The sequence below is a fragment of the Enorma phocaeensis genome (assembly GCF_900186505.1).
Classification (GTDB): domain Bacteria; phylum Actinomycetota; class Coriobacteriia; order Coriobacteriales; family Coriobacteriaceae; genus Enorma; species Enorma phocaeensis.
This window is the reverse complement of the sequence record NZ_LT891969.1, coordinates 47,390-71,132: the sequence shown is the minus strand read 5'-3', so window position 1 is coordinate 71,132 and position 23,743 is coordinate 47,390. Positions and strand designations below refer to the sequence as shown.

The following is a 23,743-nucleotide window of genomic DNA, read 5'->3' as shown; positions in this document are numbered from 1 at the left end:
CGTTTGTCTTGGCGGTGGATATTATCCGAATCGAGAAGTAGACCGCACAATTGCAAACCGTCTACCTGCGAACACTCCGGCTAAGCAGACTCGGATACTGGGGCGCTCGCGGTTTTACCACCGCCAAGACGCACGAACTTGAAGAACGCCTCGCGATAGGGCAGGCATACGATGCGAAAGGCTGCCCCGAACGGAAAAGAGGGAGCAATCTAAGATAATTGCTCCCTCCCTTGTTGCTAGATACCGGAACAGCCGATGGCTAGAGATGGTAGGTCACCGTCTGGGGCTCGCCAGGACGTCCGGGATCGTCAACCTCAACGCGTACAAACACGAGCGACACGCGATCATACCCCGCCTTATGGAGTACATCAGCATAGACACGCGCCTGAAGCGCATGCTTCTCCCGCAAGCACTCAGGCGTCTCTGTTGGAGAGCCACCGGTCTTATAATCAAGCACGAGCGCTTCGGTGGGACGCGCGGGATCGGTGCAGAGCACGTCGATTGCACCCTCCGCATACATGCTAAAGGATTCACGGAACTCATCCAGCCCCAGTGAAAAGAAGGGCACCTCGGCGCGCACCTGCGGCCAAGACCGCATAAAAGCTCGCACATCCGAGCGCTCCCAGCGCACAAGCGCAGCATTGAGCCGTGAACGTTGCGCAGCGGTAACGCCCCAGAAACGGCAAAGCGCATCTATGCGCGTTGCGGGAACCGTCTCGGCACCCGTCTCGATAAGCCATTGGGCTGCCGCATGGAAGGCTGAACCGAGCGCCGTAGGATCGCCGTCGCCGCTGGTAGAAACGGCGCCCCCGTAGGACGGAGCGGCGCTGGCACCCCTATTGCCCCGAGCGGCGCCGGTGGTATCCGGGTTCGCCCGCATGACTTCCTCATTGGTAAGAACATCATCGTCGGAGGGTGCGGCGGGCGCGTTGCGATCTTCAAGCTCCGCGTGGGACATCGCCGCTATGGAAGAGTAGCTGTACGAGTCGCGCGGCCGAGCGGAAGCTGGAGCCATGCAGATCTCCACGGGCTTGGGTTCGACTAGCAACACCGTGCGATCAACACAGACAGCTTCATCAGTAGCGGCATCCTGCTCATCCAGGACGGCTGGCGGCAGGTAATCCGCAGCCGAGAACTCGACCTGCGGTCTCTTCACCCCTTTCTTCTTGGCAGGATAGACAAGATCATCCAGCAGAACCATCTGGAAATCGCCGGGGTGCGCATCGGGGAATGCAAGTCGGTCGCTGCCCAGATCCGGCAGGCCTGCTAAATCCTCGTGTCCGGGGAGAATCCGTGAGAGAACCTCCCCCACAAGCGAGGTTGCGTGCCCGGGTTCGAGCTCGGAGGCATAGCGCGCACCAAGGGCGAGGATCGCAACCTCGCGAGCGCGCGTGATGGCAACATAGAGCAGACGCGCCGCTTCCTCGTAGTCAAGCCCGATATTCTCGCGCCGCATATATGCAAAGGCCTGAGCGGCGGAAGCGGGAATCATGTTTTGACGCTCACCAGCATCAGCAGCCTGCTTCTCCAATTCATTCAATGAAGCCATGGCATCCTTCAGCAGGCTCTCATCGGTTGCGAGCTCAAAACGATTGGGAAGCGCCACCCAAGCTGTAACCCCATCGCGATCAAGCATCTGGATCCGATCCTTGTTCGCTTGGATGCCATCGCATTCAGCAACGGCTACAACGGGGAACTCGAGGCCCTTGGAGGCGTGCACCGTCATGATGCGCACTGCGTCCTCGTCCTCCCCGGACAGCGTCGCCGGAGACTCTTTCATATTTGCGATGTGGCTAGCGAATGCATCGGCCACCAGACGCGGCGAGAAGGCGCGGCCCACCTCCTCTTCCTCGACGATTGCAATCGCCTTCAAAAGGTTCGCGGCAACGGCACGCTCCTGTGCCCCGCCTTGCTCGAGGCGGGCGAGCCATCCCGACTCGGAAACCGCGTCGCGCACGATGGCAGACATCGGATCGCGCCCGACACGCACCTGGGCACGGCCGAGCACATCGCGCATGCGCTCGACGAGCGGCAGAGAGCCGAAATCGTCGAGAATCTCGGCGGAGAGCAGCACGTCACCGGTGATGGTCCTGCTATCTATCGCACCGGTCTCGGCGTCCACGCAGGTCGAAAGCGCAAGGAGCTCCGTTGCACCCAAGCAGAACATGGGCGAGGTGATAAGCGGCGTGATGCCGCGTTCACCATCGTCAGGATTCGCAAGAAACGCCAGCAATGCGGATATGACCCCGACCTCGGGGGCGCGACGGTACACCGAGGTTCCGCCCGAGACCACGCACGGCATGCCCGCCCGGCGGATGGCATCGGCGTAGACGTCCGCCTTCGAAAGGCGCGCCATGAGAATGACCATCTCGCTTGGCTTGAATCCCTCGGCATCGCGCAGGTGCGTAAAGCGCTCCGCTATCGCGGCCGCCTTGACGGCGGCGCGGTCATCCGAGGTTCCCCCCACAGCGAGAACGGCCTGACGCCGCGATGTCTCTGCAGAGACCTGGCGAGCTCCCTTGCGCTTACCTTCCCCACATGAGACGAGATGAAGGAAATCGCGACCAAGGGGATTATCCTTGCCGCCTTCGAAGATGCGGTCGGCAAACGAGAGAATGTCCGCATGGCTTCGATAGTTCACATCGAGGTCACATACGATGCCATCGCGCTCGACTTCCTCCTTCTTGCCGCGAAACACCGAGACATCCGCTCCACGGAAGCGGTAGATGGATTGCTGGGCATCTCCCACCGTACAAAGCTCGCGACCATCGGTGCTGCAGAGCAGGCGCACAAGCTCGACCTGCTGTTGAGCGGTGTCTTGGAACTCGTCGACCATGACCATCTTGAAGCGACCGGAAAACTCCCTGCGGATGCGCTCGTCATTGTTGAGCGCATCGAAAGCGCGCGTGAGCAGGTCGTCGTTATCGAGAATCGCCTGATCGGCCTTAAGGGCATCGTATTCGTCACGCACCTGCTCGACGAGGGGCATGAGCTCGTCAAGGGCGCTTGCGCGAGCAGCGAGGTATGCGTCGGCGAAAAATGCGGGATGCGCTGCGCGCACCTCCTCCACCGCGGTTTTCTCGTCCTTGCCCATGCCTTTTCCGCGTAGCGAGAGCTCGCCAGCCGCTTCATAGCAAGCGCGCAGGTCGTCGCAGGTGCGGGGAGACGCAAGGTAGGCGTTGATCGCATCGAGCGCGACGCGCGCGGCAGAAGCATTTGCATACGAGGGGGTCTCTGCAATGGCACGGTATGCCTCGAGGATGGAACGCGGCGACGGCGCAGGATCGATCTCGCGGAACGCGGAAAGGCCGCCCACCGTTGCAGAGACCCTCGCCAAGATGGCAACGAGAATCGAGAACAAGCTATCCAAACCCTGGGAGGGGCCGCCAGCCCCCTCGAGCGCGAAGGCGTCGAGTATCTCAGAGAACGTCCCGTTGCCCTGGACGTCATCGGCTGCGACGCGACGAACTACATGCTCAACGGCAAGGCGCTTGAGATCGTCGGCGTAGCCGACGACGGTGAATGCGGGATCTACGCCTACGTCGAGCGCGTGAGCGCGGATGATACGCGAGCACATTCCGTGGATCGTCGAGATCCACGCGTCGTCGACCTTCTCTGCCTCGACCTCCATGCCCTCATCAATGAGCGCTGAGCGGATTCTCTGCTTGAGCTCTGCTGCCGCCTTCTCGGTAAACGTGATGGCGAGCACCTGGTCGATGCTTTCCAAGAACGGCTCGGGACGATTGGGGTCGCGCCAAAGCTCGCGCGGTTTGGAACCGGGGCGCAGAGCGTGCATGATGCGCTGCGTAAGGGTGAACGTTTTGCCGGATCCGGCACCGGCGGACACGAAGAGCGGCCCTTCCAGGGTGCGGACGATCCGCTCCTGCTTGGGCTCGAGCTGGATACGCGCCATCAGCGCCTCCTCTCGCACATCGTAAGTGGGCAGTATGTGCAGGAATCCGAGGCGGGCGCTGGCGCTATGCGGCCTCTCTCGAGGGCGTCGAGCTCAGATGCGATCGCTTGCTCTACCTGATCGAGCAAGCTGGTGAAAGCCATGGTCCCGTCGTGCAGAGCGCTACGCGAGCGCGGCGACTTGACCCCCGGGAACCCCGAAACCTTATCATGGGGGAACGACGGAGGCTCGCTGTCTGCAAGGGTGTCGGTAACTTGACCGGCGACCTGAGGCCCGCGCGTCCCTAGGTAAAGCGCACCCTGGGCGGAGCCAAACCCCATGCTCTGGAGCGCCTGGGCATAGATGAGGGTTTGCACCTTGGGAGCCTTATCGGCATCGCGGCCCGGAAGCCAGGCGGCATCGAGCTCATGGCCTTCCTCGAGCGTCATGGTTGGGTCGGCGCAAGACAGCGCCGCAACCGAGGAGCGGTTCTTGTAGTCGATCACGACGAAGCGATCTCGCTCGCTGCGCTCGGGGAAGCTCCCGACGCGAATGCCGGCGGCAGGGGCAACGTCGATGCGGTCGATCCGCCCGCCAAGGGGGCGCCCTGCATAAGCGATACCTTCCTTGTCGAAGGCGTACTCGAACCAGGCAGGGATAAAACCGGGCATGAGGTCCGCCTCATGTCGCACCACCTCGTGCAGCACAGGCAGCATGGACTCGATCTGGTTGCGTTCAAGCTCATCAAGGGGTACGAGCGGACCGCGAATCGCCCGAGGGCGCTCCTCGCGCGCGTACTTGCCATGCGTGTACTTGCCGCGCGCATGGTCGGCGCGCATCTCGGCGAACGCGAGGTCCATCTGCATCAAGCAAGCATCCAGATTGCCGTTATCGACGCGAATGAAGCCCTCCTCTTGGAGGCGCTCGTGGAATCGCTGCATCACATCATGCACGAAATTGCCCATCTCGATGGGCCCAAAACCCACGTCGAGCCGTCTCGTAGCCGCACGGTTGCCCACCAGCCAGCTATACGGGCAAGCAAGGTATGCTTCGATCTGCGAGGCAGAGAGCGTGCGCGGCACCTCCACCCCGCCCATGCTGCGCGTAGGCAGCAACAAGAACCGCGCGAGATCGGGAGCCAGGCTATACGCCGAGGGAACCGTTGCCTCGAAGAGACGCGCGCCCGCACCGCCCGCAGGGTCGAGGTTGGCGAACAGTGCCCCTTCGTGCGGAAGCTCGGACACCACAGAAGCGTCGTTGCCTAAAGCAGCTTTGAGCTCATCGTATGCGAGTGCGGCATAGCGCTCGTCGCCATTGCGGTCGTGAGCCGTGTGCGCGAGGACCGCAGAACGCCCTGCAGAGCACGCCCGCCGCATCTGGATACGATGGCGTACCGATGATCCAGCTTGGATTCCTTGACAGTCGAGCTTGGCGGCGAGCATATCGAGCGGTGTCTCGCGGCGAGCAAGCGGGTACGCGTCCGCATCCATGTCGATGAGGACCACGGCGTCGAACGTGCCTGCCGTGCGCCGTGCGAGCTCTTCCGCGCTCAAGAAAAGAACGTGCCCGCAACGTCCGCCGGCATCCGCTACGGCAACCTCGTCGATACCGACCGAAAGACCCGGCAGGGCGAGGAGAGCTTGGGCCTCAGACACGCCGAGGTGTCGAGCGATATCCATGAGTGCGTTGGCAGCATCGAGCGCGGAGAGCTCGGCCGTGAGCGCGGCGCGCCCCTCTTGGCCAAACGCGTGCGCGCCGGCCGCGGCAGCAACCTTTGCCATGAGGGAGAGTGCGCGGGCAGGATGGCCCGCTGCAAGGGCCTCGGGGACCGCCGCCACGGCAATCGGCCTAGGTTCGCGCCCCTCTTCCTCCGCTAGCTTGCGCTCGCGGTTCGCCTCCCTGCTTTCCAAGCTCTTGAGCTCGGCCATGAGCGCTGCGGCATCGAGCTTGCGCGTCTTGCGCAAACGGCTATCGAGCATGCGAGCGATGCGGGGAGCTGCATGCGACAGACCCGAGAACGGCGAGCGGATCCAGTCGGGTACCTCCGGAGCAGGCCACCACGAACTCGGCTCCTCGGATTCCATGCGACGGAGGAGGTCCTCAAAAGACGAGAGCGCCTGACCTGCACGCGTGTCCTCAAACGGCAGTCGCACCGTGAGTTCCGAGCACATGCCGTGAATCGCCAGACGGGGCGCCAACATGCGGTATGCAGCAACGGGATCCGGCGCGGCGACCGCAATCGTCGGCGCATCCAAAGCGGATGCGGTGGTGCCCGCAAGGAATTCACCAGCAGCATTGGTTGCAGGCGAAGCCGCGGATTCGACGGAGCGAACTATAAGTCCCGCGTATGCATTAGCCCGGGCAGAAGGGCCGGCAATCTCGGCGAACTCCAGACGGGAACCGGGCAACACGGCAGACGAGCGTCCACGGGGAGCGGTTGCCGCACCATCGCTGGATAATCCGGGCGCGGCGGGAACGCCGGATGCGTTCTGGTCGACGCAGCTTGCACCCGCAAAACCTGAATGATGCATTTGCTCGAGGTGAACGGACGCGCATCCGAAACGCTGCTCAAGGCTACCGACGACATCGGCTGCGAGCCCATCCTCGATGAACACCAACGGAGCGGTCTGCGCACAAGCGTCGAACAGGCAAAGCAGGTATTCCGGCATATCGTCGAGGGCACGGACAGCTACAGCATGCACGCCGGGCACGCCCTCTTCGCCCTCATGAGCCAGAATAACGGCTGCCTGCGAGAGCTCGACGAGGCCAAGCTCCTCCAGGCGCCGGGCGTATTTTGAGAGCAGGCCGAGCACCGCCTGCTCAGAAGCGGTTAGCGAGGCGCCGTCGCACGACGAAGCAAATGGAAGATGGAGCCGTGCGGCAGCGGCGAGCATCTCCAGCGAACCGGTCGTGAACGGCAGCGATCCACCGGAAGCGCTTGCCGAGGCATCCCCAAGAAGCTGCGCCAAGACGAGGCGGCGCTCGGCAGGCTCGACGATCCGACGGCCATCGCCTGAGAGCTCCCACAGTGCGGAAACCCATGCGGACGGCGTGACTACGTCGACGCCAACGCCCGCACCCGCAAGCGCAAGCGCTCGACGGCACGCGTCGCGCATGCCGGCATGCGGAACCACAAGTGACGCACGACCGTATATCCCGCTGAGTTCGCGAAGGAGCTCGATCTCTTGCGCATCAGGGCGGACACCGATGACCGCGTCGATAATCTGAACCGCCATAACCCTCCCTCTCTCGGTATGCACCATCCTACACGCCCATGCGGACAGATGGGGCGAAACCGGACGGAGAGCCGGTTTGCCGGCGCAGGGGGATTCATCCGACGCGGCGTTCCATAATGTAGTCATCCATGATGAAACCGGAGCCTATATCGGTTTCCACGGCGTCGATTACCGCGAAGCCATTGCCCTCGTACGCGCGAATGCCTAGCTCGTTACCCTTGTTCACCGTGAGGTACATGGCAGAAAGCCCGCGCTCGCGGCACAGGGCATCGTAGAAGCGCACGACGGCGCTCGCGAAGTGTTTGCCGCGCTCGGCGGCGACCAGGTAGATCTTGGAGACGAAGAATCGGGTGGTCGCGGGTTCAACGCAACCACCCGTATAGCCCACCACGCGGCCATCCTCGGCCGAGCGCAGGAGCCAGTACTCGTAAGCGTGCTCCCGCATATCTCGCTCGATCGCCGAGCGCGACTGGAAGCGATCGATCATATACTCCGTCTGGCCGCTTCCCAGCCGGTCGGTCCAGAACTCCCGCCAAATGCTGCCTGCAAGCTCGGCAAGCTCCTCCACATCCTGGGGCCCCACCGCCTCGAAAACGATCTCCTCGCCGCTCATTCGCCGCCGCCCTGCTTGATGAGGACCTGGCGGTAACCGCCGTACTCGCCGTTCAAGGCCTTGGATACGCGGCTCACCGTAGTGGACGATGCGCCCGTCTGCGCCTGGACCTCAAGGTAGGACTCACCCTGGTCGAGGCAACGCGCAACATGCAAACGCTGGGCGAAATCGCAGAATTCCCGCGGAGTGAGCAGGTCGACGAGGAACGTCTCTATCTCACGCTCGCCATCAAGCAGCGTGAAGGCGTGAACCAGCTGTCGCACGTCCTCGCGCTCCAGCATCGACTCGATATTCATGCAACACCACCAGACATCCGAATCCCAACGCAAAGCGCCAAGGCGCAGCGAAAGCAGTGTAGCACACCACCGAACTAAAGTGCAGCGCCTACCCCCGCCTACCCCACGGCGACTTTTCCAGCAAGCCCGCTCGTCCAGCGCACCCGACCGCATTCATCGACCGTGAGCGCCTCGATGCCCGAAACCCCCTCCGCAAAATCAATTCCTCTCTGGGCACCGAGCATGAGCACCGTGGTTGACCAACCATCGCAGTCGAGCGAGCGCTCAGCCACGACGGTCGCGCTCGCAGCATCGGTCACCGCGGGCATACCGGTACGCGGGTCGAGAATGTGATGATAGGTGACCCCGCCGCGTGAGAAGCGGCGCTCCCGGGTTCCGCTTGTGACCACTGACCCTGCATCGAGCTCGACGACCGCGCAATGCCTGCCCGGGTGGAGCGGATCGGCGATGCCGATATGCCACGGCATAGGATTCCCGCACGCGCCATCTGGCGCGCGCTGCTCGCCGCAAGAGGCATCGTTCTTGCAACCGGCTGCGTTTTCGGCAGCGATCGCTGCCCCGGGCGCGCTACCGCGCACGACCACATTGCCGCCCAGATTGAGCGCCATACGGTCGATTCCGCAAGCCGTAAGAAGGCCTGCAAGGTCGTCGGCTATGTAGCCTTTGGCGATACCGCCTAGGTCGAGCACGGCCTTGGGGTCGCGGATCGCGAGCCAGGGAGCGATGGCAGCCGCAGGCGAAGCCTCGACGGCTTCCACGCCCACATGCTCGAGCGCATCAGCGAGCGCACGGCGGGAAGGCACGATGCCTGCATGGAAATCCCACAGCGACGTCACCGTGCCCATCGTGATGTCGAAGCAGCCGCGGCTCCCCGCGCAATATGGGAGCGCCAAACGAACAAGCTCGGCTGTCTCCGGCGCAACCGGCGCCGGATCGGGCGACGCGGCGTGAGCACGTGAAATGTCGGATGAGGGGTCGGTACGGGAGAGGAGGCGCTCGAAGCGCCGGCAACGCGCGACGCACGCGGTAAGGGCGTCATCGAGCGCGGCGGCAGCGTCCGGAACAACGCTCCCGCAACAAGAGGCTCGATCGCGCGCTACGGCACGGCAGTCAGGATCGATGTGAAACGAGCACTTTCCGGACCCGACACGCGGAAGCCGCTCGCCCTGCTTGCCGCAGGATGGATAAACCTGCAGGTCGATAATGGTATCGAAGCAGGTGAACCGCACGGCTCGGGCGCCCTCCGGTCCGGAACGGAATCGCACGGCGCTCCCCTCGCCCATATCCTCCCCCATTTCTCCACAGCCCTACGTGTCAATCCAGCTGCCGGGTAGGGCATAATCTCGTTCGAAACGTACCAGCCATCCGCTTGCGAGGACCTCATGACGTTTTTGCTCAACTGGCTCTTCACCTCGATCGCCATCGCGATCGCCGACTACATCGTACCCGGCATCTTCGTTATGGGAACAGCAGAGGTATGGCTCTGCTACGTATTCACCGGGCTCTTCCTTTCGCTTGTGAACTCGATCGTCAAACCGATCATGACGTTGCTTTGCCTTCCGCTCACGATCATCACGCTCGGCATCTTCCAGCTTGTGGTGAACGGCCTCATGCTTCAGCTCGCGAGCTCGCTCTCGCTCAACCTGCTCGAGACGGGTATCGTCATCGACGGATTCGGCGCTGCGTTTGGCGGAGCCATCATCGTAAGCATCATGTGTACGATCTTGGGAGTACGCAAATCTTAAGTGGATGCACACATCCAACATGCATGTGCCATCATAGCCGTGGCCCACGATGGGTACAGACCCACAAGGATTAATCCGGCGGGGCGCTGCCTCGCCGTCGCCTAAGGAGGTTTACATGGGAAAGATCTATACCTCGATCGACCAGCTTATTGGTAGGACACCGTTGCTCGAGCTCACCAACATCGAGCGCGAGGATGCGCTCGGCGCGCGCGTCCTCGTGAAACTCGAAAGCTTCAACCCGGCAGGCTCGGCAAAGGACCGCATCGCCCGCGCCATGATCGACGCTGCCGAAAAGGCGGGCGCCATCCGCCCGCACGAGGGCTACACGATCATCGAGCCCACGTCGGGCAACACCGGCGTGGGGCTCGCCTCCGTCGCCGCAGCACGTGGCTACAGCGTCATCATCGCCATGCCCGAGACCATGAGCGTCGAGCGCCGGCAGCTCATGCGCGCCTACGGCGCCGAGCTCGTGCTCACCCCAGGCGCCGAGGGAATGGCAGGTGCCATCGCCCGCGCGGAAGAGCTCCAACGCACCACGCCCAAGAGCATCCTGGCCGGGCAGTTCGTGAACCCCGCGAACCCAGCCGCGCACCGCGCCACCACCGGCCCCGAGATCTGGGAGGATACCGACGGAACGGTCGACATCTTCGTCGCGGGCGTAGGCACGGGCGGCACCATCACCGGCGCAGGCGGCTACCTCAAGGAGCGCAATCCCGACGTGCGCGTGGTTGCCGTCGAGCCGGCGGACTCCCCTGTGCTCTCGGGCGGAGCGGCTGGCCCGCACAAGATCCAGGGCATCGGCGCGGGCTTCGTGCCCGAGGTGCTCGACACCGACGTCTACGACGAGATCATGACCGTTTCGAGCGATGATGCCTTTGCGACCGGCAAGCGCCTCGGCGCAACCGAGGGCGTGCTCGCGGGCATCTCCTCCGGCGCGGCGCTCTGGGCGGCGCTCGAGCTTGCCCGCAGGCCGGAGAACGAGGGCAAGACCATCGTGGCCATGCTGGTGGACACCGGCGAGCGCTACCTCTCGACACCCCTTTTCGCGTAAGTCCGCGAAAGCATGCAGGGGATGGGGACAAAGCGCGTCCTTGTGGCGCTGAGCGGAGGGGTCGACTCGAGCGTAGCAGCCTACCTGCTCAAAGAGCAGGGCTATGAGTGCATCGGTGTGACCATGCGACTCTATGACGAGGACACGCCGGGACGAGGGCGCGCCTGCGGCAACGAAGCGGACATCGCCGACGCAAGCGCGATCGCGCGGCGCCTAGGTATGCCCTTCCATGTGCTGGACCGCCGTGAAGCCTTTGAGCGCGATGTCATCAAGGCGTTCGTCGAGGCCTATGAGCAGGGGCTCACGCCCAACCCCTGCGCGGTTTGCAACCGCGCCATCAAGTTCGGCGCTCTGCTGAATCACGCTCGCGAGCTGGAGTGCACCCATCTCGCTACCGGCCACTACGCGCGCGTTACCGCACGCGACGGATGCGGCGGGCGCGTCTTCGACCTGCTCAAGGCGCACGATCGCACCAAAGACCAAAGCTACTTCCTCTACGGGCTCTCCCAAGAGGCGCTCGCCCGGGTGATCTTCCCTCTGGGTGAGCTCGTCAAGGACCGCGACGTGCGGCGCATCGCCGAGGAACAGGGCTTCGCGAACGCGCGCAAGCGCGACAGCCAGGGCATTTGCTTTGTTCCCAACAATGACTTTGCCGCCTTCATCGAGCGGCGGCGCGGCCGTGAGCTGGCGCAGGGCCCCATCGTCGACACTGCGGGCAACCTGCTGGGGACGCATCGCGGTGCCATCCGCTATACCGTGGGGCAACGCAAGGGGCTCGGCGTCGCAGCGGCCCATCCGCTCTATGTGACCCGCATCGATGCACGGTCAGGGACCGTCACCTTAGGCAACGAGGACGATCTTTACGCAAGCGCCCTCGTTGCCGACTCGTGGACCTGGTGCGTCCCCGCCGTCGAGGGCGCCTCCGTCGTCGCTACCTGCGGCAGCGAGCAAGACGCCCCCACGCTACAAGTGCGCATACGCTACCACCAAGAGGGCCAGGCAGCGCGGCTCGCCATCCCGGACCCCGATGAGGCTGCCGGCACGCAGGGCGAAGCGCTTCGCATCTCATTCGATGAACCCCAGCGCGCCATCGCCCCCGGACAGTCCGTGGTCGCCTACGATGGAGAACGAGTGCTCGGCGGCGGTCGCATCGTTCGTGCGCTCTAAGGGCAAGAGCGTCCGAGGACAGCCGCCTGAAAACTCCGGCCATACGCGGGGCGACGTCAGTTGCAGTGGCGCCAAGCAGGGTCGGTAAGCGCTCGTGCAAGGCCCAACCCCAAGGGCAGGAACAGGATGATCATCACCGCGCGAAAGATCCACTCCATAGACCCCACCACATCAACGGTGCCCATAAAGTAGACCGCGCGATACAGGTAGAGTCCCGGCACCATGATCACGATGGATGGGACCGTGATGGATATGCGCGGGAACCCCAAGCGGCGCACCACGACCGAGGCCAGAAGCCCCGCAGCGAGCGCGCCCGCGAAGGCCGCTGCCTCGGGCGTGACGCCCATATCGACGAGCGTCAGCCGCAGCGTGTTCGCGATAGCGCCCACCCCGCCGGCTGTTGCCGCCATGGACGCCGGCGAGTTGAACAGCACCGAGAATCCGAAGACGCCCACGAAGCTCATCACGATGCGGAGCGCCGCAAGCGCGAGCGGGCTCAAGCCGAGGGGTTGGAACTCATCGGGTCTGAGGCCCACGAACGAGGATATGAGCCAAGCGACGAGCGTCGCCGTGACGATGATGGAAAGCGCGTAGACCAGCCGCTCGGTGCCGGAGCGCAAATCGAGCTTTGCGATGTCGAGGCCGCTGCTGATAAGCGGAAACCCGGGAATCACGAAGAGCATGGCGCCGATATAGCCCGCGTTGTAGTCGAGCGCCGCGGGCACGGCAAAACCTATGAGGCGCTGCACCGCGAGATACACCATGCAAGCCGCTGCAACCCCGCACCCCACGCACGCCAGATGCGTCAGGTGCCGGTCGAGCATGATGCGCCGCACATAGCCACCCACACCCGCCCCCGCGAACGCGCAAGCCATCTCGATAGGTCCGCCACCGAGCAAAAAGACGAAGGCAGCACATGCCGCCGCAGCGCCGAGGGCCGCCTGCCAAGGCGCGTAGCGCCCCTTTGCATGTTCGATCTCATCCATAAGCTCGTGGAACCTACCGACCGTGAAGCCCGCACCTTCCGATTCGATGCGGCGAACGAGTCGCTCCATGTTCCAGATGCGCTCGGTATTGACGCCGGTCGTAGGAAGGGAGACGACCTCTGAGAACGATCCGGTCTCATCAAAGCAGCTGCACTCGATCGAGGTAAGACTCACATCCGAAGAGCAGGTGATGTCGAGCACCTTAGCCGTTGCGTTCATCGCCTCGCGCACGCGCCATGCACCCGCCCCGCCAGCGAGCAGCAGCAGGCCCACACGGCACACGATGGACGACTTATCAGGCAGGCTCGCCTGCATAGCAAGGCTATCGTGAGCATCGAGCACCTCGTGCCAATGAACGGTCATATGGTTGCGCTGCGAGAGCCTGGTATGACGCGTGCGATGCACGCCTGCGTGATGCGCCCTTCGCGTGGGCTCGGTGCCTCTTGCGCCCGCTTCCCCTTGAGCCATGGCCGCTCCTATCCCTCGGACACTGGCGACGCGCCGGCGGAGAAGGCGCCGGGCGCACGATCATCTTGAGGATACGCCATCGAGGCACCTTCTGACCCGAAGACGCCTGCGGGTGAAATGTCGAATGGGAAGGTGCCGCACCGATTGAACGCGGCGATGAACATGCGTATGGCGTTCGAGGGTGTCGTGCCCACCTGTTGGGTCGCTGCCGCGAAGGCCGCCTTTTCCTCAGGCAAGACCTTCGCGACAACTGGGGTCATATGCTCTGCCATAGAACTACCTCTGTAGAGCGATGGGACTGCGTTTGCTTGGACACGGCGGCATGTGCCGACGTTGCACTACCACCTGCCATCCGGCGCCATGCCGCCGTGCCCAAGCGTGGTTCGTTTCTAGTATGTTGGTATTACAAAGTATTACTTAGTATTACCCCTGTGGATAGAATAGCGTCTTTGCCTCCTTCTGACAACAGCGCATCGAAGATTGTTCACGCTCCGTGTAGAATGTGGGCGCGACTGCTTGCAAGAGCGGCCGCATCAAGCACCATCCATTCGCCCGCCGCGTCGCAACAAGACCCGACGGCCCGTCCCTGAAAGGGGCACCATGTCCAACCAGCGTCCGCTCATCCTCGTATCAAGCTCCGCCACCGAGTACCTTGGCGAGCCTGCGCTACGCCTATCGGAGAACTACGCGGACGCCCTTGTCATGGCAGGCGGCTTGCCTGTAGTCGCCCCGCTCTGCGGCGACCTCTCCATCTACGATGATTTGCTCGACCGGGTAAGCGGCCTCATGCTCACGGGCGGTGCCGACATCGATCCCGCCTGCTACCGCGCCGCGCTCGCCCTTGACGATAAAGCTATCGAGCAAGGCGAGCGAGCAGTGCACGAGACCACGCCCGCACGCGATGACATCGAACTGCATCTGCTCGCCGAGGCGGAGCGCCGGAACATGCCCATCTTGGGCATCTGCCGCGGCCTCCAGATCATCAACGTCGCACACGGCGGCACGCTCTACCACGACCTTCCCGCTCAGCACGCGCCCGAACCCGGCACGCTCGCCATCACGCACGACGCCTATATGGACGGCCGCATCTCGCATGGGATTACCATCGAGGAGGACTCCCTCCTCGCTCGCACGGTGCAGGCGACGGAGCTCATGGTGAACTCGCTCCATCATCAGGCGGCGCGCGACGTTGCCCGCGGCTTTGTGTGCACCGCCTGCGCGTCGGACGGGGTTATCGAGGCTATCGAGAACCCCTCCTACCCCTACATGCTCGCCGTGCAGTGGCATCCCGAGTACCACGCGTCGACCGAGCCCATGTCCCTCATCTTCCGCTCGTTCGTCTCGGCTGCACGGGAATGGCGCGCCTAGGCTCGCACGCCACGACGCCGTCGCATACAGCGGGTCTGTCGCCTACGTGAAGCGCCTGCCACGACCACCGAGGTCGTAGCAGGCGCTTGCTTGCTTCCCTATAATTGCAGACGCGCACTATGCGCGAATTCCCCCGCGATCGCCCGGGCGACGGCGCGTACGGGAACGCTCGATGCGATCCGTATTGCGGGCAGGGTGACCTTGCGTAGGCGATGCCGCCTGACCCTGAGCGCCCATCCGGGCTGTTGAGCGCTTACGCCGCGAACGGGCGCTCGTCCGATGCTCCCCCGCCTGCGAGGCGCCGGAGTTCCGCTCTCCACGAGCATCGTCGCCTACGCGCACACGCGCTTTTCCGGCGCGCTTGGGGCGAGCGGGACGGGGCGCCGAACCACCGTCTGCGGGCTTGGCGGCCGAGCGCTTCTTGCGCGAGGTGGACTTACCGCGCTTCGTCTTCTTCTTGCGCCCTGCGCCCGGTTCGCGCTCGGGGTCGACCATCGGAGGGTTCTCACCCAAGTCGAGCCCCTCCGAATCGTAGAGCTGAGCGGTCTTGCCCATGAGGCCTTCGATTGCGTAGAACTCGCTTACATCCTGCTCCGTGACGAAGGTGACCGACCAGCCCGCCTCGCCGGCGCGCCCGGTGCGGCCGATGCGATGGATGTAGTCGGTCGGTTCGCTCGGAACGTCGAAATTGACCACATAGCGGACGTCGGTGATGTCGATGCCACGGGCCAGGACATCGGTCGCCACGAGCACATCGACCTTGCCATCGCGAAACGCCTTGAGCGCGCGCTCGCGCTGTGCCTGGCTGCGGTCGCCATGGATGGCAAGAGCGGAGATCTCGCGGCGGGCGAGGCGCTTGCAGCAAGTGTCAGCGCGGCGCTTGGTCCGCACGAACACGATCGCCCGTTCGGTACCCTCGCGCTTCAGGACTTGCGCGAGGAGGCCGTTTTTCGCCTCAAGCGAAACGGGCAGCACGTATTGGTCGACCGTGTCGGCCGTGGAGGCAGGGGGCGCGATCTCAACGCGAACAGGGTTGCGCACGAGATCGGTAATGCCCTTGAGCGCCCGGTCGTCGAGGGTAGCGGAGAACAACAGCGTCTGCCGCTCCGCCGGCGTGCACGCCACGATCTTGCGCACCGAGGGGAGGAAGCCCATGTCGAGCATGCGATCCGCCTCGTCGAGCACGAGCGTGCGCACCTCGCTTAGGTTGCAGGAGCCCTGGTCGATAAGGTCGATAAGGCGGCCGGGCGTGGCAACCAGAACATCGCAGCCCCGCTTGAGGGCGCTGCGTTGCGGGTTGTAGCCGACGCCTCCAACCACCGTAACGGCGCTATGGTGAGTGCGACGCGCGATCGTGGTACACACCTCATCGATCTGCTGCGCAAGCTCTCGCGTGGGCGTGATGACGAGCATGAGCGGGCCACGACCGCGTCCGCGCTTGCGTTCCGCGGCAACATGCCCGAGCTGATCGAGTGCGGGCAGCAGAAAGGCAGCGGTCTTGCCCGTTCCGGTTTGCGCCGCAGCGAGCAAGTCGCGTCCAGCAAGCACCTCGGGAATCGCCGCCGCCTGGACGGGCGTGGGCTCCTCGTAGCCCATGTCGCGCACGGAATCGAGAACCGTATCGGACAGGCCCAGGTCCTCGAAGCGGACGGGACTGCCGTCGAAATCGTTAGGCATATGCATCCATTCCATTCCCAACCCATGGGAAAACGAGCGCCGGCGGATCCGACCTGGTCACACCGGCGCGAAATCAGACGTTGTCGCGCACGGTAACCGCACGCAGGGTGCTCTCCAGCAGAAAGCGCCCTGTGCAGTATAGGGTGATGTGCCCGCGCCGCGCTCGTCTCGAGCTGGCAAGCACGCAAACCCCACGAATTGCCGCACGTTTCCGCACATGCGCAGCAAGGCTCATGGTACTCGACGGGCAATCGCCCAAGAGCCAAGCGTATGGGAACGAAAAAAATGCGTGAATGTCGAATACCTATACCCAGTGGGGGTATATGATGTTGCAGAACCGCGCCTTCACCCGGAGGCGTCCGGGCGATGCGAACCGGAAAGGAAGCCGTCATGGCACATGAAACATTTGATGTGGGAGGCATGACCTGCGCCGCGTGCCAAGCCCATGTGGAGAAGGCGGTCTGCAAGCTGGAAGGCGTGCAGGAGGTTGCGGTGAACCTGCTCTCGGGCTCCATGACCGTGGATTTCGACGAGGACGCCCTCACCGATCAGGATATCTGCGATGCCGTGGACCGCGCCGGCTACTCCGCCGCACCCGTTGCGCAAGCGGGAGCGAGCGCATCCGGCGGCGCTGCCGGACCGACCATCGCCGCGCGTCTGGAGTCACCGACCAGAAAGCTCGAGGTCGCCGCACGCTCCATGCGCACGCGCCTCATCACGTCGTTTGTCTTCTGGACGCCGTTGTTCTACATCGGCATGGGCCATATGCTCGGATGGCCGGTGCCCGCGATCTTCAGCGACCCCAGCTACTCCATGACGCTCGCCCTCACCGAGCTCATGCTCGTCCTGCCCATCATCTACGTGAACCGCGCCTATTTCATCAACGGCTTCAAGTCGATGGCGCACGGCGCGCCCACCATGGACGCGCTCATCGCCATCGGCGCTGCGGCAAGCGTCGGCTGGTCGGTGTACGCAATGTTCCTTATGGCGGCCTCGCTTGCCGGCGGCGACACGCACGGCGCGCATATGATCGCCATGGACAACCTCTACTTCGAAAGCGCTGGAACCATCCTCACGCTCGTCACCGTGGGCAAGTACCTTGAGACCCGCAGCAAATCCAAGACCGGCGGCGCCATCGAGAAGCTCATCGACCTCGCACCCAAGACCGCCACGCGACTCGCTGCCGACGGTACGGAAGAAACGCTGCCCGTTGAGGCGATCCAGCTCGGCGACACCGTCGTCGTGCGCCCGGGCGAGTCGATCCCCGTCGACGGTATTGTGCTCGAAGGGACCTCCGCCGTGGATGAGAGCGCGCTCACCGGCGAATCGATCCCCGTGGAGAAGGCACCGGGAGCCACCGTGAACGCGGCAACCATCAACCGCACGGGATCGTTCACCTTCCGCGCGACACGCGTGGGGCAAGACACCGCGCTCGCCAAGATCATCAAGCTTGTCGAGGATGCCAACGCCACCAAGGCGCCGATCGCGCGCCTCGCCGACAAGGTAGCAGGCGTATTCGTGCCCGCCGTACTCGGTATCGCAGCCCTCACATTCGTCGCATGGCTCGTCGCAGGCGGGTCGGTGAACGAGGCGCTCACCGCCGCCGTCGCGGTCGTGGTGATCAGCTGCCCGTGCGCACTCGGCCTCGCCACGCCCGTCGCCATCATGGTTGGTACCGGCAAGGGTGCCGAAATGGGCGTGCTCTTCAAGAGCGCGGAGGCGCTCGAGACCCTGCACGACGTCGATACCGTGGTCCTCGATAAAACGGGCACCGTCACGAAGGGCGCACCTACGGTAACCGACGTGATCCCCGCGATGCGCGCGGACGGCACACCCGTCATGAGTGCAAAGGCGCTGATGAAACTCGCTGCAGCGCTGGAGAAGAGGAGCGAGCACCCGCTTGCCGAGGCCATCATGGCGCATGCGGACGAGATAGGCATCGTCGCGCGCACGGTCGAGGACTTCCGGGCGATACCGGGCCGCGGCGTGACCGCGCGCGAAGGGCAAAGCCCCATCGCCGCCGGCAACGTCGCCCTCATGGCCGAGCTCGGCATCAAGGTACCCGCCGCGGAACTCGAGCGATTCGCTCGCGAAGGAAAGACGCCGCTCTTCTTTGCGCGCAACGGCGAGCTTGCCGGCACCATCGCCGTTGCCGACGAGGTAAAGCCAACGAGCGCCGCTGCCATACGGGCCTTGTCCGAGCTGGGCGTGAAGACCATCATGCTCACCGGCGACAACCGTCTCACAGCTAAGGCAATCGCCGCCGACGTGGGGCTCGAGAGCGAAAACGTCGTCGCAGACGTCATGCCCCAGGACAAGGAGCGCCACGTACGCGAGCTGCAAGAGGGCGGCAGGCGCGTCGCCATGGTGGGCGACGGCATCAACGACTCCCCCGCCCTCGCCCGTGCCGACGTGGGCCTTGCCATCGGCGCCGGTGCCGACATAGCGAAAGAGGGAGCCGACGTGGTGCTCATGAGAAGCGATCTTCTGGATGTTGCGCGCGCCATCGAGCTTTCGCGCGGCGTGATACGAAACATCAAGGAGGACCTGTTCTGGGCGCTCTTCTACAACGCCTGCGGCATCCCGCTCGCAGCCGGCGTGTTCTACCCGCTTCTGGGCTGGCAGCTCTCGCCCATGTTCGGCGCGGCGGCCATGAGCCTGTCGAGCATCTGCGTTGTCACGAACGCCCTGCGCTTGCGTGGGTTCCGTCCCAAGGTCACCGACCGCATCGCCGCGGCGTGATAGGCTAGAAAAAACCTGCATACGAAAGGACCGATCATGAAGTACATCATCCACACCGAGGGGCTCCATTGCGGCCATTGCGACGCCGCCGTCGAGACCGAGCTGATGAAGGTCGCTGGCGTGACCGACGCCGATGCCGATCACGAGGTAAACGTTGTCGAGGTCGAGGCTGCAAACGAGATCGACCCCGCCTCCCTCTCCGCCGCTGTCGAGGTCGCCGGCTTCAAGGCGGTCTCCATCGAGGCGGCTTAGGATGCAGGCAGACAAGGCAAAGACCCTGCGCCTGCTCAAGACCGCACGCGGCCAAATCGACGGCATCATGCGCATGGTCGAGGAGGATCGCTACTGCATCGACGTCTCAACCCAGCTCATGGCAACGCAGTCCATGCTCGCGCGCATCAATGCCGACGTGCTGAAAGCGCACATCGACCACTGCGTGCGCACCGCCGTGGAAAGCGGCACCGAGGCTGAAAAGGAGAGCAAGCTCGCAGAGGTTGAGCACGTCATCGACAAGCTCGCCCGCTAATTCGCAGGCAGGCCTCCTAGCAGGCTGCCGCCTACCTGGCGGCCCGGTAAGCAGGCGGGCATGCAGCCCATAGACGGTTCCGTGCGTATGCACGGGATTTGCCCACTAGACGTGTTTGCCGCAATCCTTCCCGGGTACAACCGGATGGATGCAACAGCCCCGCGCCTGAGAACTGGTGCGGGGCGCCTACTGAACGACGGGATAGCCAGACATGCAAGACTTCATGAACGGACGCTACGGCGTCGACGACCTTTCCACTGCGCTGAGCGCCACCGGCGTGGTGCTCGCCATCTTGGGTACCCTGTTCTCCGTCCGCCCGCTCTCGTGGATAGCGATCGCCGTGCTCGCCGTCGCCCTGGTGCGCGCCCTCTCGAAGAACCACGCGGCGCGACACCGCGAAAACGAGGCGTTTCGCTCATTCATATCCAAGGTTCCGGGACTCGGCTCCCTCCTGTCGCGCACGGGCAGCCCCCGCAGCCAGGCCTCATCGGCGAATTTCGAGCGTGCCAAGCGCACGGCAAGCACCATGTGGAAGAACCGCAAGACCACGCGCTACCTTAAGTGCAAGACCTGCGGGCAGATTCTCTCCGTTCCGCGCGGCAAGGGCAAGATCCGCGTGACCTGCCCCAAATGCGGTACCAAGGTCGATATCCGCTCGTAGCTCTCCCCACCAACTCTCCATAAGCTGCAACGGTTCCCCCATGAAGATTTCGCGAATATCAGACGGGTGCCGGCGCAGCACTGCTCACCAGAAGCCGTGCGCCGAGCCTTTTCACCGGCACGGGAACGTTTCTGGGACGCCGCAGGTAAGCTTTCTGTTGGATTCAGGCTAGAGAACCGGGCGATCCTGTTTGAACGCCGGGCATGCCGCACGCGCACCGCCGGTACACTCCCCTCACATCAGCACCGCAGATGGGAGGGACATGGACCGTCATGCAATCGTTACGAGCGATCTCGATGTCGTTGGCCGCTATTGGAACGACCGCAAATTCGAGTTCTTGGGACCTGCGAACGATCTCTTCTTGAGCTTCGTCGATCCGGCGTTCTGCCATGGCGAGGAGCCTCGCATGGAACCCGATGACCTCAACATGCTCTTCACCAACTGGCTGTTGTTCGAATTCCCCGTCTTCGACAGAAGGACCCCGCTTGAGGAATTCATCGCACACCCTCCCAAAGGCAGTGATCCAACGCGGGTGATGCGGCTCGAGCAAGTTGCCCGCACCCAATTCTTCTCGCGTTTTGCAATCCTGGATAAGGACCCCAGTACGGGCGTGGCAGCCCTTTCCGACGTGGTCACCAAACGGCGCTATGACGTTTCCGACCCTTTCCTTTGCGAGATGGGACGCTGGAAGGACGGCTCGATCGGCATGAGGATCGCATGCGTCGACGGCTACTGGCATATCGTGGGTCAAACACGCCTCTACGACCGCGCACGCCCCGAGCACACCGACCGCGACGGACCGGGCTTTTTCCACGAAGAAGACCGCATCCTGCGACCCGAAGCTCAGCATATGGGCTTCTACCTGCGAATGCTTCGTGACATCATCGGTATCGAAGGCAGGTACCGGCACACCACCTCCATTCGTCACGACACCGAAACCGCTGCCGGAAAGTCGCAGACGTGACGCGCTGCGGAGCACATGCTACCATGCGAACGACATGACCCGAGCACCGAGGGAATGAGGCTTTATGGAACGTCCCAACGCATGGAAATCCTATACCGGCGCAGATCTTAGCAAGCTCGAGGAGCTCTGCGGCTCCTATCGCTCGTTCATCAGCGCCCACAAGACCGAGCGCGAATGCGTGACGGGAGCCATCGAGCTCGCACGGCAAGCGGGTTACATCGACCTCGCCGACGCCGTCCGCTCGGGACAGCCCCTCAAGCCCGGTGACAAGGTCTACGCCGTGAGCCACTTGAAGACCCTCATGCTCGTAAACCTGGGCACGCGCCCGCTCGAAGAGGGCATGAACATCCTGGGCGCGCACGTCGACTCCCCGCGCCTCGACCTCAAGCAGAACCCGCTCTACGAGGCGGGAGATATTGCCTACCTCGACACGCACTACTACGGCGGCGTGAAGGCCTATCATTGGGTCGCCACTCCGCTCGCGCTCCACGGCGTCGTGTGCAAGAAGGACGGCGCCACCGTCGAGGTCTGCGTGGGCGAGGATGCCGACGATCCCGTGTTCTGCATAAGCGACCTGCTCATCCATCTTGCTTCCGACCAGCTGAAGAAGCCCGCCGCCGAGGCTGTCGACCACGAGAACCTCGACGTGATCGTAGGCGGCAGGCCCATGCATATCGAGGGCGGCGAGGGCGCCGACGCCCCCAAGGAGCCGGTGAAGCAGCTCTTCCTCGATCTGATCAAAGACAAGTACGACATCGACGAGGAGGACTTCCTCTCCGCCGAGATCGAGGTCGTGCCTGCCGGTGCCGCGCGCGAGATGGGCCTCGACCGCTCGATGATCTTGGGCTACGGCCAGGATGACCGCGTCTGCGCCTACACCTCGCTCGTCGCCCAGCTCGAAGTCGAACAGGTCGAGCGAACCTCGTGCACCCTGCTCGTCGACAAGGAGGAGATCGGCTCCGTGGGCGCTTCAGGCATGACGAGCCGCTTCTTCGAGAACGCCGTTGCAGAAATCATGGAGCTCGCTGGCGAGGGCGGCCAGCTCAAGCTGCGTCGCGCGCTCGCGAACTCGCGTATGCTCTCCTCTGATGTCTCTGCTGGGTTCGACGCGCTTTACGCCGACCGCTTCGAGAAGAAGAACGCCGCCGTCATGGGCCACGGCCTGTGCTTCAACAAATACACGGGCAGTCGCGGCAAGGCTGGATCGAACGATGCGGATGCCGAGTACCTCGCGCTCGTCCGCGACATCATGGACGAGGCCGGCGTAGCGTTCCAGACCTGCGAGCTGGGGCGCATCGGCGCGGGCGGCGGCGGAACCATCGCCTACATCCTCGCCGAATACGGCATGGACGTAATCGACTCGGGCGTGCCGGTGCTCTCGATGCACGCACTCTGGGAGGTCACGAACAAAGCCGATGTCTTCGAAGCCTACAAGGGTTACAAGGCGTTCATCAGCCGCGCGTAGACAATCCGGGAGGGCACCGATGCAGGTTATCATCTCCCCGGCGAAGCAGATGCGCGTGGAGCGCGACGCGTTCGCGCCGCGCGGCATCCCGCCCTTCCCGGAAGAGACGGAGCGCCTCGTCCGCGAGCTGCGCCGCATCGAGCGGACGGAGGGCGCCGAGGGGCTCCGCGCGCTCTGGCGCGTGAACGACAGGCTCCTCGCGCAGAACATCGAGCTCCTGGACCGCTTCGAGGCGCTCCGCGACGAACGCGATCTCGACGACCCCGCGCTCGCCGCCCTCGTCTCCCCCGCCGTCTTCTCCTACGTGGGCATCCAGTACCAAAGCCTCGCGCCCGAGGTGCTCGACCTCGACGCGCTCGATTGGCTCCAAGGGCACCTGTGGGTCGTCTCGGGCCTCTACGGCTGCGCGCGCCCCTTCGACGCCATCCAGCCGTACCGCCTTGAAATGGGCGCGAGACTGTCGGTCGACGGAACGCGCGATCTCTATGGATTCTGGGGCGATGCCATCGCACGGCGAATCGAGGACTCCGACGAAGCGACGCTCGACGAGACCACAGGATCCCCGGCAACAGGGGCTTCTGCCGAGAAGCCAAGCGATGCTGGAGCCTGCGTGGTAAACCTGGCGAGCGTGGAGTACGCCAAGGCGGTGCTCGCACACCTGAGTATGAGCACACAGGTTGTCACCTGCATATTCGGCGAGGAGCTGCGCGCAGGCAAGCCCGTCCAGCGGGCCACCGCCTCGAAGATCGCGCGCGGGTCCATGGTCCGCTGGATGGCGGAGCGAGGCTGCCAAGATGCAAGCGAGCTCGCCGCCTTCGATGTGGGCTATCGGTTCGCTCCGGAGCTCTCAAGCCCCGACACGCTCGTGTTCATGCGCTAATCCGGG

Annotated in this window: 19 protein-coding genes; 11 read left to right on the top strand and 8 right to left on the bottom strand. The window is 63.9% G+C overall.

Annotated elements, in window-relative coordinates; genetic code table 11:
* Positions 1 to 259 precede the first annotated feature (259 nt).
* The 5 genes from C1717_RS03260 to C1717_RS03240 all read right to left on the bottom strand — a co-directional run bounded on the left by C1717_RS03260 (position 260) and on the right by C1717_RS03240 (position 9,320).
* Positions 260 to 3,913 carry a UvrD-helicase domain-containing protein gene (locus C1717_RS03260; protein ID WP_102371827.1) on the bottom strand — a complete coding sequence of 1,218 codons (3,654 nt, stop codon included), beginning with the start codon at positions 3,911 to 3,913 and terminating at the stop codon, positions 260 to 262.
* Positions 3,913 to 7,128, bottom strand: a complete 3,216-nt coding sequence (locus C1717_RS03255) for a PD-(D/E)XK nuclease family protein (protein ID WP_180965824.1) — start codon at positions 7,126 to 7,128, stop codon at positions 3,913 to 3,915. The genes C1717_RS03260 and C1717_RS03255 overlap by 1 nt, the downstream gene beginning before the upstream one ends.
* A gap of 94 nt (positions 7,129 to 7,222) precedes the next feature.
* The gene (locus tag C1717_RS03250; RefSeq protein WP_102371825.1) at positions 7,223 to 7,741 is read right to left on the bottom strand and encodes a GNAT family N-acetyltransferase; all 519 of its coding nucleotides are present in this window, start codon (positions 7,739 to 7,741) and stop codon (positions 7,223 to 7,225) included.
* A complete protein-coding gene (locus C1717_RS03245; RefSeq protein ID WP_102371824.1) occupies positions 7,738 to 8,037 on the bottom strand; it encodes a YerC/YecD family TrpR-related protein in 300 nt (99 codons plus the stop codon). Before C1717_RS03245 ends, C1717_RS03250 begins: the two co-directional genes overlap by 4 nt.
* Positions 8,038 to 8,135: 98 nt before the next feature.
* Positions 8,136 to 9,320 carry an FAD:protein FMN transferase gene (locus tag C1717_RS03240; protein WP_102371823.1) on the bottom strand — a complete coding sequence of 395 codons (1,185 nt, stop codon included), beginning with the start codon at positions 9,318 to 9,320 and terminating at the stop codon, positions 8,136 to 8,138.
* 99 nt (positions 9,321 to 9,419) lie between these two features.
* Here C1717_RS03240 and C1717_RS03235 point away from each other — a divergent pair, with 99 nt between their 5' ends.
* The 3 genes from C1717_RS03235 (at position 9,420) to mnmA (ending at position 12,000) form a co-directional block, all read left to right on the top strand.
* Positions 9,420 to 9,782, top strand: coding sequence for a phage holin family protein (locus C1717_RS03235; protein ID WP_102371822.1), 363 nt, complete (start codon positions 9,420 to 9,422; stop codon positions 9,780 to 9,782).
* 115 nt (positions 9,783 to 9,897) lie between these two features.
* Positions 9,898 to 10,833 (top strand): cysteine synthase A, encoded by a 936-nt coding sequence (gene cysK / locus C1717_RS03230; RefSeq protein ID WP_102371821.1) that lies wholly within the window; start codon positions 9,898 to 9,900, stop codon positions 10,831 to 10,833.
* 12 nt (positions 10,834 to 10,845) lie between these two features.
* Positions 10,846 to 12,000: a tRNA 2-thiouridine(34) synthase MnmA gene (gene mnmA / locus C1717_RS03225; RefSeq protein WP_281255269.1), complete on the top strand. Its 1,155-nt coding sequence runs from the start codon at positions 10,846 to 10,848 to the stop codon at positions 11,998 to 12,000.
* Positions 12,001 to 12,056: 56 nt separating this feature from the next.
* Here the strand turns inward: mnmA and C1717_RS03220 are convergent, their stop codons facing one another.
* Together C1717_RS03220 and C1717_RS10805 are read right to left on the bottom strand one after the other, a co-directional pair.
* On the bottom strand, positions 12,057 to 13,454 hold the full coding sequence (locus C1717_RS03220; RefSeq protein WP_102371819.1) for a threonine/serine exporter family protein: 1,398 nt from the start codon (positions 13,452 to 13,454) through the stop codon (positions 12,057 to 12,059).
* A gap of 8 nt (positions 13,455 to 13,462) precedes the next feature.
* A complete protein-coding gene (locus C1717_RS10805; RefSeq protein WP_102371818.1) occupies positions 13,463 to 13,726 on the bottom strand; it encodes a type II toxin-antitoxin system RelB/DinJ family antitoxin in 264 nt (87 codons plus the stop codon).
* A gap of 328 nt (positions 13,727 to 14,054) precedes the next feature.
* Between C1717_RS10805 and C1717_RS03210 the strand changes: the two genes are divergently transcribed.
* On the top strand, positions 14,055 to 14,822 hold the full coding sequence (locus tag C1717_RS03210; RefSeq protein ID WP_102371817.1) for a gamma-glutamyl-gamma-aminobutyrate hydrolase family protein: 768 nt from the start codon (positions 14,055 to 14,057) through the stop codon (positions 14,820 to 14,822).
* Between the two features lie 117 nt (positions 14,823 to 14,939).
* Here C1717_RS03210 and C1717_RS03205 read toward each other — a convergent pair whose 3' ends face one another.
* The gene (locus C1717_RS03205) at positions 14,940 to 16,499 is read right to left on the bottom strand and encodes a DEAD/DEAH box helicase (protein WP_245859404.1); all 1,560 of its coding nucleotides are present in this window, start codon (positions 16,497 to 16,499) and stop codon (positions 14,940 to 14,942) included.
* Positions 16,500 to 16,889: 390 nt separating this feature from the next.
* Between C1717_RS03205 and C1717_RS03200 the strand changes: the two genes are divergently transcribed.
* The 7 genes from C1717_RS03200 to C1717_RS03170 all read left to right on the top strand — a co-directional run bounded on the left by C1717_RS03200 (position 16,890) and on the right by C1717_RS03170 (position 23,737).
* Positions 16,890 to 19,241, top strand: a complete 2,352-nt coding sequence (locus C1717_RS03200; protein WP_102371815.1) for a heavy metal translocating P-type ATPase — start codon at positions 16,890 to 16,892, stop codon at positions 19,239 to 19,241.
* Positions 19,242 to 19,277: 36 nt separating this feature from the next.
* On the top strand, positions 19,278 to 19,493 hold the full coding sequence (locus tag C1717_RS03195) for a heavy-metal-associated domain-containing protein (RefSeq protein WP_102371814.1): 216 nt from the start codon (positions 19,278 to 19,280) through the stop codon (positions 19,491 to 19,493).
* Position 19,494: 1 nt separating this feature from the next.
* Complete coding sequence (locus C1717_RS03190; RefSeq protein WP_102371813.1) at positions 19,495 to 19,767, top strand: metal-sensing transcriptional repressor; 273 nt, start codon at positions 19,495 to 19,497, stop codon at positions 19,765 to 19,767.
* Between the two features lie 223 nt (positions 19,768 to 19,990).
* Entirely contained in the window at positions 19,991 to 20,428 is a 438-nt protein-coding gene (locus C1717_RS03185) for a hypothetical protein (RefSeq protein WP_245859402.1), read from the top strand.
* 262 nt (positions 20,429 to 20,690) lie between these two features.
* On the top strand, positions 20,691 to 21,392 hold the full coding sequence (locus tag C1717_RS03180) for a hypothetical protein (protein WP_102371811.1): 702 nt from the start codon (positions 20,691 to 20,693) through the stop codon (positions 21,390 to 21,392).
* A gap of 64 nt (positions 21,393 to 21,456) precedes the next feature.
* On the top strand, positions 21,457 to 22,857 hold the full coding sequence (locus C1717_RS03175) for an aminopeptidase (RefSeq protein ID WP_102371810.1): 1,401 nt from the start codon (positions 21,457 to 21,459) through the stop codon (positions 22,855 to 22,857).
* Positions 22,858 to 22,876: 19 nt separating this feature from the next.
* Positions 22,877 to 23,737 carry a YaaA family protein gene (locus C1717_RS03170; protein WP_102371809.1) on the top strand — a complete coding sequence of 287 codons (861 nt, stop codon included), beginning with the start codon at positions 22,877 to 22,879 and terminating at the stop codon, positions 23,735 to 23,737.
* The last annotated feature ends 6 nt before the right edge of the window (positions 23,738 to 23,743 follow it).